Annotated in this window: 13 protein-coding genes; 8 read left to right on the top strand and 5 right to left on the bottom strand. The window is 70.8% G+C overall.

Annotated features, from left to right (window positions below; translation table 11 throughout):
* Positions 1–161: 161 nt before the first annotated feature.
* Positions 162–1,529, bottom strand: coding sequence for an MmgE/PrpD family protein (locus tag KL771_RS04105; RefSeq protein ID WP_261967288.1), 1,368 nt, complete (start codon positions 1,527–1,529; stop codon positions 162–164).
* A gap of 323 nt (positions 1,530–1,852) precedes the next feature.
* Positions 1,853–2,800, bottom strand: a complete 948-nt coding sequence (locus KL771_RS04100; RefSeq protein ID WP_261967287.1) for a LysR family transcriptional regulator — start codon at positions 2,798–2,800, stop codon at positions 1,853–1,855.
* A gap of 159 nt (positions 2,801–2,959) precedes the next feature.
* On the opposite strand from KL771_RS04100, the gene KL771_RS04095 reads away from it, so the two are divergent.
* Positions 2,960–3,901 carry a ring-cleaving dioxygenase gene (locus KL771_RS04095; protein ID WP_261967286.1) on the top strand — a complete coding sequence of 314 codons (942 nt, stop codon included), beginning with the start codon at positions 2,960–2,962 and terminating at the stop codon, positions 3,899–3,901.
* Positions 3,902–4,024: 123 nt separating this feature from the next.
* On the opposite strand, the gene KL771_RS04090 is transcribed toward KL771_RS04095, so the two are convergent.
* The 3 genes from KL771_RS04090 to KL771_RS04080 are packed head-to-tail and all read right to left on the bottom strand — an operon-like array spanning position 4,025 to position 6,797.
* Positions 4,025–4,840: an enoyl-CoA hydratase/isomerase family protein gene (locus KL771_RS04090; RefSeq protein WP_261967285.1), complete on the bottom strand. Its 816-nt coding sequence runs from the start codon at positions 4,838–4,840 to the stop codon at positions 4,025–4,027.
* Between the two features lie 21 nt (positions 4,841–4,861).
* A complete protein-coding gene (locus KL771_RS04085) occupies positions 4,862–6,148 on the bottom strand; it encodes an NAD(P)/FAD-dependent oxidoreductase (protein ID WP_261967284.1) in 1,287 nt (428 codons plus the stop codon).
* Between the two features lie 16 nt (positions 6,149–6,164).
* Positions 6,165–6,797, bottom strand: coding sequence for a helix-turn-helix domain-containing protein (locus KL771_RS04080; RefSeq protein WP_261967283.1), 633 nt, complete (start codon positions 6,795–6,797; stop codon positions 6,165–6,167).
* 98 nt (positions 6,798–6,895) lie between these two features.
* Between KL771_RS04080 and KL771_RS04075 the strand changes: the two genes are divergently transcribed.
* The 7 genes from KL771_RS04075 to KL771_RS04045 all read left to right on the top strand — a co-directional run bounded on the left by KL771_RS04075 (position 6,896) and on the right by KL771_RS04045 (position 15,881).
* Positions 6,896–8,479, top strand: coding sequence for a phytoene desaturase family protein (locus KL771_RS04075; RefSeq protein WP_261967282.1), 1,584 nt, complete (start codon positions 6,896–6,898; stop codon positions 8,477–8,479).
* Complete coding sequence (locus KL771_RS04070) at positions 8,476–9,324, top strand: ABC transporter permease (RefSeq protein WP_261967281.1); 849 nt, start codon at positions 8,476–8,478, stop codon at positions 9,322–9,324. Before KL771_RS04075 ends, KL771_RS04070 begins: the two co-directional genes overlap by 4 nt.
* Positions 9,321–10,097 (top strand): ABC transporter permease, encoded by a 777-nt coding sequence (locus KL771_RS04065; RefSeq protein WP_261967280.1) that lies wholly within the window; start codon positions 9,321–9,323, stop codon positions 10,095–10,097. The genes KL771_RS04070 and KL771_RS04065 overlap by 4 nt, the downstream gene beginning before the upstream one ends.
* The gene (locus KL771_RS04060; RefSeq protein WP_261967279.1) at positions 10,094–11,152 is read left to right on the top strand and encodes an ABC transporter ATP-binding protein; all 1,059 of its coding nucleotides are present in this window, start codon (positions 10,094–10,096) and stop codon (positions 11,150–11,152) included. Before KL771_RS04065 ends, KL771_RS04060 begins: the two co-directional genes overlap by 4 nt.
* A gap of 206 nt (positions 11,153–11,358) precedes the next feature.
* Positions 11,359–12,414, top strand: coding sequence for an ABC transporter substrate-binding protein (locus KL771_RS04055; protein ID WP_261967278.1), 1,056 nt, complete (start codon positions 11,359–11,361; stop codon positions 12,412–12,414).
* A 192-nt stretch (positions 12,415–12,606) separates the two neighbouring features.
* Positions 12,607–14,694: an acetate--CoA ligase family protein gene (locus KL771_RS04050; RefSeq protein WP_261967277.1), complete on the top strand. Its 2,088-nt coding sequence runs from the start codon at positions 12,607–12,609 to the stop codon at positions 14,692–14,694.
* Entirely contained in the window at positions 14,694–15,881 is a 1,188-nt protein-coding gene (locus KL771_RS04045; protein ID WP_261967276.1) for an acyl-CoA dehydrogenase family protein, read from the top strand. The genes KL771_RS04050 and KL771_RS04045 overlap by 1 nt, the downstream gene beginning before the upstream one ends.
* Positions 15,882–15,900 lie beyond the last annotated feature (19 nt).

Here is a 15,900-nt window from a genome sequence, read left to right as displayed (position 1 = left end):
CCCAGATCCGAACCCCCGGCTCCTTCCCCTTCTCCCCCCGGGAGAAGGTGCCCGAAGGGCGGATGAGGGCCGCGGACTGGCGTGCCCTGATGGACCGCCGGTCCGAAGGCGGGGGGTGGGGCCGGACCGGATGATCGCGCTGGAAATCGGGGATCGGTCCTTTACCCGACGATGGTCCTGGCCGGGGTTGCCGGCGCGTCGGCGGCCTCGAGCACCAGGTCGCGCAGGTGGTCGACGGCGTGGGCCAGGCCGGTGCCGAGCGCCAGCACGGTGTTCTCGATCAGATGCGCGCGGACCGGGCCGAGATGGGCGGTCGAACTGCGGTATTTCTCGACGATCTCGGTGGAGTCGAGCGGATTGAGCGGGCCGCCGCGGGCGACCGTCCAGGGCGATGTCACGGTCCGGCCGTCGCGGGTGGTCAGGGTGACGACGGCGAAGCGCTCGGCCGGAAAGCGGGCCTCGATTTCGGGATCGACGACGAGGCGGATGCGCTCGGACAGCGCCAGCACGGCCGCGTCGGTCAGTCCGGCCCCGACGATCTCGTCGGCGCCGACCCGGCCGCGCAGAATCGCTGAGGCGAGCGGGAAGGGCAGGCTGTATTGGGCCTCTTCGGTGGTCGCGGGCCGAGCACTGGCCAGCCGGATGGCTGCCGCGAAGCTGCGCACCTCGACATCGGCGACATCCGCGCCGGTGAGGCCGTGTTCCCGCATCAGGCCGCGCGCCGCCTCGATCGACGGCTGCGCCCAGCGGCAGACCGGATAGGGCTTGAAATACTGCTCCTCGATCGTCCAGCGCCGGCCGAGATCGGCCCAGAGTGCGGCCTGTTCGGACGCCTCCAGGGTGATCGCCGGGGCGCCGGTGAAGCCGTCGGCGGCCAGGAAGGCGGCCGAGACGCCGGCGAGCGCGCCCCAGCCGGAGCCGTCCTTGACCATGGTCGGGAAGTCGATGCAGCGCATCATCTGGCTGCGCGGCCCGTGATACTCGGCGATGCCGAGCGCCTCGCGCGTCGCCGCGTTGGAGAGGCCGAGCAGGCGCGCGCCGAGGGCCGCGCAGGCGATCGCATTCCAGGCACCGGAGGTGTGGTAGTCGCAGGCCGAGGCATGCAGGGCGATGCCGGCCCGGGTCGCGATCTCGTAGCCGAGCACGATCGCGGTCAGGAGTTCGCGGTCGTCGATGGTCAGGCCGCCGGCATCCCAATAGGCCAGGATGGCCGGCAGGATGGCGACGCCGGCATGGCCCTTGGTCAGGGCATGGCCGTCATGGGCATCGTAGCTGTCGATCAGCGAAGCACCCGCGAAGGCGGCGCCGACCTCCGAGGCCCGGCGCCCGTCGAACAGCAGGCGCGCGCCGCGGCCCTCGCCCGGGCCGAACTGGCGGACGGCATGGTTGAGCACGATGCGGGCGAGATCGGTCTTGCGGCCGGCCGCGGCCACGCCGATCAGGTCGAGCAGGCAGCGCTGCGCCGCCGACCGGACCGCCGGCGGCAGGTCGTCGAAGGACAGCGCATGGATGAATTCGACGACCGGCATCGGCGCATCTCTCCTTGAGGGCGGGCATTGGCCCGGGTGCCCGCCGGTCGGCGGCGGCCGGGGACGCGGGATCGTGGGCGACGGGCGCGACGGCGCGCAGTCGCCGGCTCGTGACAGTTTCGGGCGGAAAGCGGGAACGCGGCAGCATCCCGGCGACATGGTGGGCGAGATAAGCGACCTGCCGGGACCCGTAACGGTGAGGCAACCGTCGGATCGGTCGGAGCGCCTGCACGTGGCCTTGAAGGTTCGCCGGAGGTCCCGTCCTGAGGGCCCGCCCCGGCGGGCGCGTGCCCGGGCGGCTTGCCCGGGCAACTTGCCTGCGATCAGGCCGGGTCGGCGTCCGCCGCGATCCCGTGCGAAACCGCATGGCCTTCCAGGAGCGGCCGGCAGCGGGTCAGTTCGGCGCCCATCACCTCCAGGAAAGCCCGGATGCGGGCGGCGTGGCGCAGGTCGGGATGGGTCAGGAGCCAAAGATCGGTCGCGAAGGCCTCGATCGGCGGCCCGAGCCGGAGGAGACCGGGCCGCAGGTCGCCGACGAAGCAGGGCAGGTGGCCGATGCCGAGGCCCGCCTCGACCGCCTCGGCGAGGCCGAGCACGCTGTCGACGCGGCAGGCGAGGCGCTCCGGCGCCACCTGCTCGCGGGCATGGCGCACCGCCGCGATGGCGCCGAGCGCGTCGCCGAGCGCGACCCAGTCGCGGTCCGCAAGCCGCGCCGCGGCAACCGGTCCCGGTTCGGGGAAATCCTGCGCCCTGCCATAGAGCGCCCAGGCGATCCGGCCGATCCGGCGCCCGACCAGGGTTTCGGGCGGGCGGTCGGTCGCCCGGATGGCGACGTCGGAATCGCGCCGCGACAGATCGAGCGCCCGGTTGCCGATGACGATGTCGAGCCGGATGCGCGGATAGCGTCGGCGGAACACGGCGAAGAGCGGCGTCAGCAGGTGGATCAGCAGGGAATCGTTGGTGGTGACGCGCAACTCGCCGCTCGGGTCCGGCGCGCGCCCTGCGATCCGGCGCGTCAGGGCCGTGATCTCCTCGTCCATGCGCAGGGCCAGCCCGACGACTTCCTCGCCCGCCGCCGTGACCGCGTAGCCGGTGCGGATGCGATCGAACAGGCGCAGGCCGAGCACCCGCTCGATCTGGTTCAGCCGGCGGAACACCGTGGAATGGTCGATGCCGAGGCTCGCCGCCGCGGCCGGCAGGGCGCGCGCCTCGGCGATCGCCTTGATCACGCGGAAATCGTCCCAGGCGAGAGACTTGGCGGTGTCCGGCACGGCCGCGCTCCGACGCTTTCCATGACGCAATAGGAATTGCTATTCGGCGATCCTAGCATTGCATCGGTGCAATCGAAAAGGCATGCGCAGACGGCCGGGGATGCCTATCTGTGGAGCCATCAAGGCACCCGGTTGTGGCCGGGTCGAGGAGGTTCCGCCATGACACACGGCATCCATCACGTCACCGCCATCGCCGGCCCGGCGCGCCGCAATCTCGATTTCTACACGCGCGTGCTCGGCCAGCGGCTGGTCAAGAAGACCGTCAATTTCGACGATCCCGGCACCTATCACTTCTATTTCGGCGACACGGTCGGCCAACCCGGCACGATCCTGACCTTCTTCCCCTGGGCCAACGTGGCGCCGGGCCGGCTCGGCCTCGGCGAGACGCAGGAGACCGCCTACCGCATCCCGGCCCGTTCGCTCGGCTGGTGGACGCAGCGCTTCATCGAGGCCGGCGTGCCGCATGAGGCGCCGGAGAAGCGCTTCGGCGAGACCGTGCTGCCGTTCCGCGATCCCGACGGCATGCGCCTGGCGCTCGTCGCCGTGCCGGGCGCGGAGGCTGAACCGGCCTGGGACGGCTCGGAAGTGCCGGCCGAACACGCCCTGCGCGGCTTCCACGGCGTGACGCTGCTGCTGGATCGCAGCGAGCCGACCGCCGCGATCCTGACCGACGTGCTCGGCTTCGAGGCCGGCGGCCAGGAGGGCAACCTGACGCGCACCATCGCGCCCGGGGCCGTCCAGGGCGGCATCGTCGATCTCAAGGCGGTCGGCGGGTTCCTGCCGGCCCGGCCGGGTGGCGGCTCGGTGCATCACGTCGCCTTCCGGGCGGCGGACGATGCCGAGCAGGAGGCTATGGTCGCGCGGCTCGCCGAGAACCACGGCATCCGCACCACCGAGCAGCGCGACCGCAACTACTTCCGCTCGGTCTATTTCCGCGAGCCGGGCGGGGTCCTGTTCGAGATCGCGACCGATCAGCCCGGCTTTGCCGTCGACGAAGCCGCCGACGCGCTCGGCACGGCCTTGAAGCTGCCCGCGGGTCTGGAGCGTCACCGCGACCGCATCGAGGCCGTGCTGCCGGACCTGACGCCGGAAACCGTCTGACGGCCACGACGATCGAGCCCTCACGCGATCCGGCCATCGCGTGAGGGAATCATCCTGCGCTGCAACGATCGCCCGGCCGGCGCCTGATCCTCGGGCGCCGGCCGGGCGTTGCCGTGTCTGCCCTCAGGAGGCCGAGCGCGCGTCGCGCCATTCCAGCGCGGCCTTGAGGCCCTGGTCGCGGCGGATGCGGTCGAATTCGGCCCGTTCGGGGCCGCCCGACCCCTCGATATAGATGTCCAGCTCCAGCGCGGCGGCGAGCGCCGCCCGGAGCCCCATGGCGTCGAAGCTGCGATTGATGGCGAGCTTGGTCAGCCGCACAGCCGCCGGGGCCGCCGCCGCCATGCTCTCGGCGATGGCGATCGCCCGGTCGAACTCCTCTCCGTCCGGCACCACGTGGTTGACGATGCCGAGCGCCAGTGCGCGGGCAGCGTCGAGCCGGTCGTCGCCGGTCAGCAGCAGTTCCTTGGCGGCCTTGGGGCCGGCGATCCAGGGCAGCAGCAGCGCGACCGCGCCGGAGCCGAACTTGACCTCCGGGGCGCCGAAGCGCGTCGAGGCGGCCGCCACCGTCACGTCGCAGGCCAGCGACAGTTCGAAGGCGCCGCCGATGCAGTAGCCGTGTACGGCCGCGATGGTCGGCTTCGGGCAGTCCCAGAAGCCCATGATGAAGTCGAAATCGGCCTCCAGCATCCGCCGCCAGTCCGGCAGGGTGCGGCTGCCGGCCGTGGCGGCGCCGGCCTTCAGGTCGAAGCCGGCCGAGAAGGCCCGGCCGCTGCCGCGCACCACGATGGCCAGAATGCGGTCGTCGGCGCCGAGCGCCTTCAGGGCCGCCATGGTCTCGTCGACCAGGACGCCGTCGAAGGCATTCAGCACCTTCGGGCGGTTGAAGGTCAGGACGGCGATGCGGCCGCGGATGTCGACCTCGATGGTCTCATAGCTCAAGGGTCTTCCTCCCGGAATGGATCACCCGATGCCGAGGCGATCGAGCGCGCGATAGAGCGTGATGGTGGCGGTGACGCCGAGCGCCTTGAAGGCATGGAACGGGATCGGCCGGATCGGCGTCGGCGGCAGGATCGGCTCGGCGCGCGGGTCGCGGTCGAGCCGGGCCAACTCGATGCCCATGGCCGTCTGCAGGCCGATGCCGCGGCCCTGGCAGCCGATCGCGATGGTCAGTCCCGGTTCCGGCCGGTGCAGGCGCGGCATGAAGTCGGGATGGATCGCGACCCGGCCGCCCCAGCGATGGGTGACCGGGATGCCGTCGAGCGCCGGGAACAGCTTGCGCAGGTCGCGCACGATATGCGCCCAGTCGGCCTCCGGCCCCGGCTCGCGATAGGGGCCGCGGCCGCCGAGCAGCAGCCGGCCGTCGCGGTCGAGCCGCCAGTAGCGGATGATGCGGCGGGTATCGGACAGCACCTCGCCGCCGGGCAGCAGCGTCGGGCGCAGGGCGGGCGGGATCGGCGCGGTGGCGATCTGCAGCGAGTTGGCCGCCACTACCGAGGGGGCGAGGCCCGGCACCAGGCGGTCCGAATAGGCATTGGTGGCGATGATCACGCGCTGCGCCCGGATGCGGCGGCCCGAGGCGGTGGTCGCCGTCCAGCCGAGGCCGTGCCGCTCCAGGCCGGTGACGCGCTGGCCGGCATGCAGGCGCGCGCCCTGGGCGAGCGCGACGCGCGCCAGTTCGCGGGCATAGGAGAGCGGCTGCAACGCGCCGGCGCGCCGGTCGACGAAGGCGCCGCGATAGATGTCGGTCCCGGCGATGGCGGCCACGCCGGCGCGGTCGAGGAGGTCGACCGGGGCACCGCGCCCTTGCCAGTCGGCGGCGCGGCGCTGGGCGCGTTCGAGTGCGGCCTCGGAATGGAGCGCCTGCACCCAGGCCGTGCGCCGGGCCTCGCAGGCGAGGCCGTGGCGTTCGACGAGGCCGAAGACAGCGTCGGCCGTCGCCCCGGCGAAGCGCGCGATGCGGGCGCCGGTCTCCGCGCCGAACATCGCCTCCAGCTCGCCCGGATCGTATTTCAGGCCCGGAATGATCTGCCCGCCATTGCGGCCCGACGCGCCCCAGCCGGGCGCCTCGGCATCGAGCAGAATCGCGTCGGTGCCGGCCTCGGCGAGGTGCAGCGCGGCCGTCAGGCCGAGATAGCCGCCGCCGACGATCAGGACCTCGGCAACCCCGTCGGTGAGGAGCGGCGCCAGGCGCGGGGCGGGGACGGCCGTCTCCTCCCAGACGTTTCGGGCCGGAATCGGGAGTGCCATGGCGGTCATGCGCCTTTCAGTAGCTCGGCGGCGTGATCGCCCAGATCACCTCCGCCTCCTCGTTGCCGGGGTTGCGGTAGCGGTGCGGCAGGTGGCTCGGGAAGCCGAAGCTGTCGCCGGCTTCGAGCAGGAAAATCTTGCCGTCGATCCACAGTTCGAGCGAGCCGCGCAGGACCACGCCCGCCTCCTCGCCGGTATGCGTATAGGGCGCGTCGCCGGAGGACGAGCCGGGCGGGAAGCGGCTGGCGAGCAGTTCCAGCTGCCCGGCCAGCGACGGGCTGAGCAGTTCGTCGACGATGCCGGCCGAGTAGTCGAGCCGGCGGCGGCGGTTGCGGCGCACGACCAGGTCGCGTTCCTCCGGCGGCACCTCGCCGGCATCGAAGAACCAGCTGATGGTCACCCCGAGCGCGCGGCTGATCGCGTGCAGGGTGTTGATCGACGGCGTCGACATGTCCCGTTCGATGAGGCTCAGATAGCCGACCGACACGCCGCACTTCTCGGCCAGCACCGCGAGCGTGTAGCCGCGCGCCTTCCTGAGCGTCCGGATCTCGCCGCCGATCCGCCGTTCGGACGGCTCCGCGGTGGCGGCTTCGGGCGGCGATTCGGCCGGCGCGGGGCGACCGGCGCGGCGCAGTCTGTGGGCTTCCATAATTTTCTCTCGGTAAAAATTTGGTCTCGTTTTTTTAGCTTGACAAAAATAGTAAGGGGAAGCCCTTAATTTGTAAACCGGACAAGGAGCGGTCTCACATGGCGGCACGCTACGACGCGATCGTGATCGGCGCGGGACACAACGGACTGACCTGCGCCAGCTATCTGGCCCGGGCCGGGCTGAAGACGCTGGTCTTGGAGCGCCGGCCGGTCATCGGCGGCGCGGCGGTGACCGAGGAGATCATCCCCGGCTTCAAGTTCTCGGTCTTCAGCTACCTGATGAGCCTGCTGCATCCGAAGGTCATCGCCGATCTGGAACTCCGGCGCTTCGGCTTCGAGGTGCTGCCGGCCTCCGACATGTTCGGGCCGCTGCCGGGCGGCAATCACATCCTGTTCAGCGATTCCATGGAGAAGACGCAGAAGAGCTTCGCGCGCTTCTCCCGCAAGGATGCCGAGATCTATCCGGAATTCGATAAATATCTGATGGAATCGGTCGCGATCGTCCGCAAGATCCTGCTGGAAACCCCGCCCGATCCGACCTGCCGGGACTGGAAGTCGTTCAAGCAGACCGCCTCGTTCCTGTGGAAATACCGGAAAGTCGGCGGCAAACTGTTCCGGCTGATCGACCTCTTCACGATGAGTGCGGACGACTACCTGTCGGAGTGGTTCGAATCCTCCGAGGTGAAGGCGGTCCTGGCCTACTATTGCGGCATCGGCACTTTGGCCGGGCCAAAAAGTCCGGGCTCCGCCTACGTGATCACCCATCACGTCATGGGCGAGCATGCCGGCGCGGGCGGCTGGGGCTTCGTGCGCGGCGGCATGGGCACCATCACCCAGGCGATCGCGGCCTCGGGGCGCGAGAAGGGGCTCGAGATCCGCACCGAGGCCGAGGTGGTGGCGATCGACACGGCGAACGGCCGGGCGACCGGCGTCACGCTCGCCGACGGCACCCGCTACGAGGCCGGCATCGTGGCGAGCAACGTCTCCGCCAAGCTGACCTTCCTGAAATTCCTGCCCAAATCCGCGCTGCCGTCGGAATTCGTGCGCGATGTCGAGAGCTACCGGACCTATTCGGGCGCCTTCAAGATCAACATCGCCTGCGAGCGGCTGCCGCAATACACGGCCTTCGATCCCGCCGTCTGCGGCTTCGAATATCCGAGCTACACCCATATCGGACCGACCATTGAATATCTGGAGAAGGCCTATGACGACGCCAAATACGGGCGCTGGTCGGCCGATCCCTTCATCACGCCGGTGACACCGAGCTTCGTCGACAAGACCGTCGCGCCGCCCGGCAAGCATGTCGTCCACCTGTTCGGCGGCCACGCCCCCTACAAGCTCGCCGAGGGCGACTGGGAGACGCGCAAGGACGAATTCGTCCGCAACGCGCTGCGCGTGGTCGACGAGCATGCGCCCGGCTTCTCGGACGGCATCATCGGCATGCAGGTGCTGACCCCGCCGGACATCGAGCGGATCATCGGCTCGCCGCACGGCCATATCTTCCACGGCGAACTGCAGATCGACCAACTGTTCTGGTCGCGGCCCGCGCCGCATTACGCCGACTACCGCAGCCCGATCGCCGGGCTCTATCAATGCGGCGCCTCGGCCCATCCGGGCGGCGGCGTCGGCGCGGTGGTCGGCCACAATGCGGCGCGCGAGATCCTGAAGGATCTCGGCAAATGAGCGGCGCGGGCGGGACCGGAAAGGGGGCGGCGGCGGCGCTGATGGCGCCGGCCCTGGTCGTCGTCGCGGTCGTCTTTCTGGCTCCGCTCGTCCGCCTCTTCGCCATGAGCTTCGAGGCCAAGGCCGGGCCGCTCGCCGCCTATCTCGAAGTCCTCGGCGATCCGATCTACCGCCATGTCTTCGTCAACACCTTCGTGGTCTCCGCGACCGTGACGGCGGTGGCGATCGCGATCGCCTATCCGACCGCCTTCGCGCTGACCCGGATCGGCCCCGCCTGGCGAACGCTCTTGTTCGCCTGCGTGCTGTTCCCGCTCTGGATCAGCGTGCTGGTCCGGACCTTCTCGTGGATGCTGCTTCTGGAGCGCAACGGGCCGATCAACCGCGTCCTGGTCGGCTCCGGCCTGATCGACCAGCCGCTGTCGCTGCTCTTCAACCGCACCGGCGTGCTGATCGGCATGGTCCAGGTGCTGCTGCCCTATGCGGTGCTGCCGATCTATGCCGCGGTGCTGCGCATCGATCCGGCGCTGATCCGGGCGAGCGAGGGGCTCGGCGCCTCGCGGCTGCGCACCTTCCTGTCGGTCCTGCTGCCGCTGTCCATGCGCGGTGTGGCGACGGCGGCGACCTTCGTATTCCTGCTCGCGCTCGGCTTCTTCATCACTCCGGCGCTGCTCGGCGGGCCGGCCAGCATGACGCTGTCCATGCTGATCGACAGCCTGGTCAACGAGCGGCTCGACTGGCCGCTGGCGGCGGCCGCCTCGATGGTCCTGATGGTCGCCGCCCTGATCGTCGTCGGCCTGGCCGGGCGCTTCGTCTCGGTGCGCGCGATCGCGGAGGCGCATCGATGAGCGGGCGCGTCTGGCTCTATGGTTTCGTCGCCCTGACGGCGGCCTATCTGGTGCTGCCGATCATGGCGGTCGTGCCGGCCGCCTTCAGCGCGCAGAGCTTCATCAAGCTGCCGCCCGAGGCCTGGTCGCTGCGCTGGTGGACGGCCTTCGCGGCCGATGCGAGCTGGCGGCGCACGCTGGTGACGAGCCTTCAGGTTGCCGCCCTGACCACGGTCGTCGCGGCCGTCGCCGGCACCGCCGCCGCGCTCGGCATCGACCGCTGCGGCCCGCGCCTGAAGCTGCTGTTCGGCGCCCTGTTCCTCGGCCCGGTGGTGACGCCGGTGATCGTGATCGCGGTGGCGCTCTATGCCATGGCGCGGGCGGCCGGACTGGTCGGAACCCTGACCGCCCTGGTGCTCGCCCATACCATGCTGGCGCTGCCCTATGTGGTGCTCAATGTCGGCGTCTCGCTCGGCGGGCTCGACCGGCGCCTGCTGCAGGCCGCGGCCGGGCTCGGGGCCGGCCCCTGGCGCATCTTCCGCACCGTGACGCTGCCGCTGATCGCGCCGGGCGTCATCGGCGGCGCGGTCTTCGCCTTCGTGACCTCGTTCGACGAGGTCGTCCTGTCGATCTTCCTGTCCGGGCCGACGGTGAAGACCCTGCCGGTGCGCATCTGGGAGGAGATCCGGGTGGAATACACGCCGCTCGTCGCCGTCGCCGCGACCATCATGCTGACACTCGCCCTGCTCGCCGCGCTGGTCAGCCGGCTGATGACGCGGAGGGCCGCCGCATGAGCACGGTCCGCTTCGAGGGCATCGCCCGCCATTTCGGCCCGGTCCGCGCGCTGCTGCCGACCGATCTCGCCATCCCGCAGGGCGAGTTCCTGACCCTGCTCGGCCCGTCGGGCTCCGGCAAGACGACGCTGCTCAACATCTGCGCCGGCTATCTGGAGCCGAGCGCGGGTCGGCTGATCGTCGACGGGCGCGACGTGACGGCCGCGCCGCCGCGCCTGCGCAACATGGGCATGGTGTTCCAGAACTACGCGCTCTTCCCGCATATGACGGTTGCCGAGAACGTCGCCTACGGGCTCAAGGTGCGCAACGTGCCGCGCGCCGAGCTTCGGCGGCGGGTCGACGAGGCCCTGCGCCTCGTCCGGCTGGAGGGCTATGGCGGGCGCGCCATCCGGCAGCTGTCCGGCGGCCAGCAGCAGCGCGTCGCGCTCGCCCGCGCCATGGTGATCGAGCCGGCCATCCTGCTGATGGACGAGCCGCTCGGCGCGCTCGACCGCCAGCTGCGCAAGGAGGTGCAGCTGGAGATCCGCCGCCTGCATCTCGCCCGGCCGCGCACCTCCATCTACGTGACGCACGACCAGGAGGAGGCGCTGGTCATGTCCGACCGGATCGCGGTCATGCGCGGCGGGCGGATCGTGCAGATCGGTTCGGGCGCGGACCTCTACGAGCGCCCAGTCGACACCTTCGTGGCGCGGTTCCTGGGCGAATCCAACCTGATCGAGGGCCGCGTCGCGGCGATCGCGGACGGCCGCGCTCGGCTCGCCGTGCCGGGGCTTTCCGCAGAGATCGAGGGCCGCGCCGCGGCCGGGCTCGAGGTCGGAGCCGCAGCCTCGGCGCTGATCCGGCCGGAGGCGATCCGCGCCACGGCGGGCGGCATCGAGGCCGGCGTGATCGAGCGGGTCTATCTCGGCGAGATCACCGCCCTGCGTCTGCGCCTCGACGGCGGTCACGAGGTCTGGTCGCGCCGCTTCGCCGGCGAGGTGCCGGCCGGCGATCGCATCGCCATCGGCTGGGACGCCGCCGCCGTCTCGATCCTGCCACCCGCGGAGGCGGCGTGACGGGAGGGGCGGCGCCGGTCGCGTAACGGACAAGCCGGCGGGTGCCGCCGGCGCGTGAGACCGGCTTCGGCCGGACGAAACCGAGAAGAGCGGCAGAAGCCGCCGGAGACGTTGGATGCGGCTGGCATCGCCGGGGGCTTCGCCGCCGGCGGTATCGACCGCCAGATCGGTCAACGCGGCGGGTGCCGCCTGAACGGGAGGTAGAAATGCTGACGAGACGCAGATTGCTGTCCATCGGTGCCGCCGGCCTGGCGGCCGGGCCGGCGTTCCTCGCCGGGCGCGCCGCGGCGCAGGGCCGGCCATTGACCTTCTGCTCGTGGGGCGGTGCGCTCAGCGAGCTGGAGAAGACCGCGCTGCTCGACCCCTTCGCCAAGGCCAAGGGCATCGAGATCGCGCATGCCTCGCCGACCAACTATGCCAAGATCAAGTCGATGGTCGAAGCCGGCGCACCGGAATGGGACATCGTCGATGTCGGCGGCCGCTTCGTGACCCAGGGCAAGGACCTGCTCGAACCGCTCGACATGTCGCTGATCCCCAACGCCAAGGCGCTCGATCCGGGCTGGGTGACCCCGAAGGGCATCTTCACCTCGACCGGCGCCACCGTGATCGCCTGGAACACCAGCGCCTTCCCGGCCGACAAGGGCCCGAAGAGCTGGAAGGACTTCTGGGACGTGAAGGCCTTCCCGGGCGCCCGCGGCCTCTACAAGCAGTTCTACTACAACTACGAAGCCGCCCTGCTCGCCGCCGGCGTGGCGCGCAAGGACGTGTTCCCGGTCACCGACGACAAGATCAAGCTGGCCTTCGACAAGCTGCGCGAGATCAAGCCGCATGTGAAGGTGTGGTGGAATGCCGGCGCCCAGCCGCCGCAGCTCCTGTCGAGCGGCGAACTGGCGATGTCCTCGGCCTGGTCCGGCCGCATCCTGGCCGGCATCAAGGAGAAGGCACCGATCGCGATGACCTACGAGGACGGCATCGCCTGGGGCAATGCCTGGGTGGTGCTGAAGGGCACGCCGCATCTGAAGGCCTGCATGGAGGCGATCAACTACGCCATCTCGGAAGAGGCGCAGTCGCGGCTGCTCGATGCCGGCACCTACGGACCGGCGCTGGGTTCGGCCTCGGCCAAGGCGAGCGAGGCGCAGCGCAAGATTCTGGTCACCGCGCCGGAGAATGCCAAGAACATGCTGATCCTCGACGAGGAGCAGGCGGCGGCCTACTCGGCCAAATACGAGGCCGACTGGAACCGCTTCCAGCTCGGCGGCTGATCGCCGGGCGCGCCTGATCGCCGGACAAGCAAGAATCCCCTGCGTCGACGATCAGATCGATCCCCGCAGGGCCCGATCGCTCCGGCCGGCAGCCCGCGCCGCCGACGCCTTCCGGCCTGCAATCTCGCGGGGGCCGTCGCAAGACGGCTCCCGCGAGACCACCACCCGTTCCCGCATCCTCCCGGACCCGCCATGACCGACCATCGACTGACGCCGCTTCTGGCGCCGCGCTCGATCGCCTATGTGGGCGCGAGCGGCCGGCCGAACACGCCCGGCCACGACATGCTGCGCACCAACCGGCGCGGCGGCTTTGCCGGCACCGTCTGGGGCGTCAATCCCAACTATCGGGAGATCGAGGGCTTCGCCTGCGTGCCGACGCTCGCCGACCTGCCCGCGGCGCCCGATCTCGCTGTGCTGTCGGTGCGCAACGACCGGCTCGAGGCGACGCTTGCCGAGGCGATCGCGGTCGGCGCCCGTTCGGCGGTGATCTTCGCCTCCGGCTATCTCGAAGGCGACCGCGACCCGCCGCTCGCCGCCCGTCTCGCCGCCATGGCGCGCGAGGCCGGACTGCCGATCTGCGGTGGCAACTGCATGGGCTACTACAACGATCTCGACGCGACCTGGGTCTGCGGCTTCCCAAGCCCGCGCGAGCGGCGGCCGGGCGGCATCGCCTTCATCGCCCATTCCGGCAGCGTGTTCGGCGCGCTCGCCCATAACGACCCGCGCCTCAGCTACGCGCTCGCCATCTCGCCCGGCCAGGAGCTGGTCACCGGCATCGCCGACTACATGGACTATTGCCTGTCGCGCCCCGAGGTGAAGGTCATCGGCCTGTTCATGGAGACGGCGCGCGATCCGGACGGCTTCGCGGCGGCGCTCGCCAAGGCGGCAGACCGCAACGTGCCGGTCGTCGTGCTGAAGGCCGGCCGCACCGAGGCGGCGGCCGCGGCGGCGCTGACCCATACCGGCGCGCTGGCCGGCAACGATACCGGCTACCAGGCCCTGTTCGACCGCCACGGCGCCATCCGGGTCGAGACGCTCGACGAACTCGCCTGCACGCTGATGCTGATGTCGACCGGCCGACGCGCGGCTGCGGGCAAGCTGGTCTCGATCCATGATTCCGGCGGCGAGCGCGAACTGATCATCGATCTCGCCGATCGCGCCGGCGTCGCCTTCGCGGAAATCGCTGCGGAGACCAAGGCGGCGATCGCGACCCGGCTCGATCCGGGCCTGGAGGCCGCCAATCCGCTCGACGCCTGGGGCACCGGCGCCGATTTCGTGCCGCAGTTCGAGGCCTGCCTGACCGCCCTGATCGACGACGACGAAGCCGCGCTCGGCCTCTTCTGTGCCGATATTCGCGACAACTACTATCTGAGCGAGGGCTTCGCCACGGCCGCCATGGCGGCAGCGACGAAGACGACGAAGCCGGTCGCCTTCGTGACCAACTACACGCAGGTCAACCATCGCGACCTGTCGCTGCGCCTCGCCGAGGCCGGCGTGCCGGTGCTCGACGGCACCCTCAACGCGCTCGCCGCCGTGCGTGGCGCGCTCGCCTACCGGGATTTCCTCGCCCGCCCGGCCGATCCCGCGCCGGTCCTCGACGGCACGCCGGCCGACCGCCGCGACCGGGTCAGCGCCCGTCTCGCCGCCTCGGCCGACGAAAGCGCCGCGCTCGACATCCTCGCCCTCTACGGCATCCCGGTCGCCGAGAATGCGGTCGTCGCCACCGAGGCCGACGCGGTCGCGGCGGCAGCACGGATCGGCTATCCGGTCGTGCTTAAAACGGCGGTCGACGGCATCCTGCACAAGTCCGATGCCGGCGGCGTCAAGCTCGGCCTGAAGGACGAGGCGGCGGTGCGCGCCGCCTGGACCGATCTCGCCAATCGGCTCGGGCCGCGCGCGACGGTCGCCCGCATGATCCCGCCCGGCGTCGAGGTCAGCCTCGGGCTCGTGCGCGATCCGCAATTCGGTCCGATCGTCACGGTCGGCGCCGGCGGCGTGCTGATCGAACTCCTCGCCGACCGTCAGGCGGCGTTGGCGCCCTTCGGCCCGGCGACGGCGCGGCGCCTGCTCGACCGGCTCGCCATCCGCCGGCTGCTCGACGGCTATCGCGGCGGGCCGGCGGTCGACCTCGACCACCTCGCCGGCATTCTCGCCCGCTTCTCCGTGCTCGCGCTTGAGACCGATGGTCTCGTCGCCGAGATGGACGTCAATCCGCTCGTCTGCGGCGCCGGCATCGTGGCGGTCGACGGGCTCGTCATTCCCGCCTCAGGAGGTCACTGATGGACCTGTCGCTCAGCGCCGCCGAACTCGCCTGGAAGGAAAAGGCGCGCGCCTTCGCCGAGACCTGGCTGTTCCCGAACGAACTGGAACTCGAGCTGACCGGCAGCCTGCCGCGCGCCACCAAGGACCGGCTGCGCGCGGCCGTGGTCGAAAGCGGCCTCAACGGCATCAACCACACCCGCGAGGTCGGCGGCCAGGGCTGCACCCAGCTTGAACAGACGATCATCAACGAGGAACTGGGGCGGGCAACCGGTGCGCTCTGGGCCGTCGTCTGGCATCCGGCCCTGCCGCTGCGCGACGGCTCGCCCGACCAGATCCGAGACTTCCTGACGCCGAGCTGCCTCGGCCGCCGCCGCGCCTGCGTCGCCATCACCGAGCCCGATGCCGGCTCCGATACCGGCCGCATCGTCACCCGCGCGGAGCGGCACGGCGACCGCTTCCGCCTCACGGGCGAGAAATGGTTCGTCACCACGGGCGACGAGGCCGACTATGTCATCGTGCATGCCCTCGTTGACGGCGATCCGGACAAGCCGACCCTGTTCCTGGTCGACAAGGACACGCCCGGCCTGACCATCCAGCGCGAGCCGAAATTCACCCACACCTATGTGTTCGGCCATCCGGAATTCCGCTTCGAGGGCGTCGAGGTCGGCGCCGACCGCATCCTCGGCGGCATCGGGCAGGGGCTCGACCTGACCAAGGAATGGTTCGTCGAGGCCCGCCTGCAGATCGCCGCCAACTGCATCGGCGCGGCGACCCGGGCCTTCGAGGAGGCGAGCCGCTGGGCCAACCGGCGCGTCGCCTTCGGCAGGCCGATCCGCCAGCACCAGGCGATCGACTTCATGCTCGCCGACATGGCCGTGGAGATCATGGCCACCAAGAGCCTCGTCTACCGCGTCGCCTGGGGCATCGATCACGGCATCGACCGCAAGATCACCCACGCCCATGCCAGCGCCATCAAGCTGCAGGCCTCCGAGATGGCCGGCCGGGTCACCGACAAGGCCGTCCAGATCCTCGGCGGCCGCGGCTACATGCGCGAGAACCCGGTCGAACGCCTGAACCGCGACGTCCGCGTCGACCGCATCTGGGAGGGCACCTCCGAGATCCAGCGCCTGATCATCGGCGGCCAGATCGCCAAGCGCGGCCCGGGCATTTTCTCCGGCTGGCCGGGCGACAATTCGGGGGCGTGATCGGGGCGGGCCGGGGGCG

It is taken from the genome of Prosthecodimorpha staleyi (genome assembly GCF_018729455.1).
Lineage (GTDB): Bacteria > Pseudomonadota > Alphaproteobacteria > Rhizobiales > Ancalomicrobiaceae > Prosthecodimorpha > Prosthecodimorpha staleyi.
The sequence above is the reverse complement of the archived record's forward strand: the minus strand, read 5'-3'. Positions and strand labels throughout refer to the sequence as shown.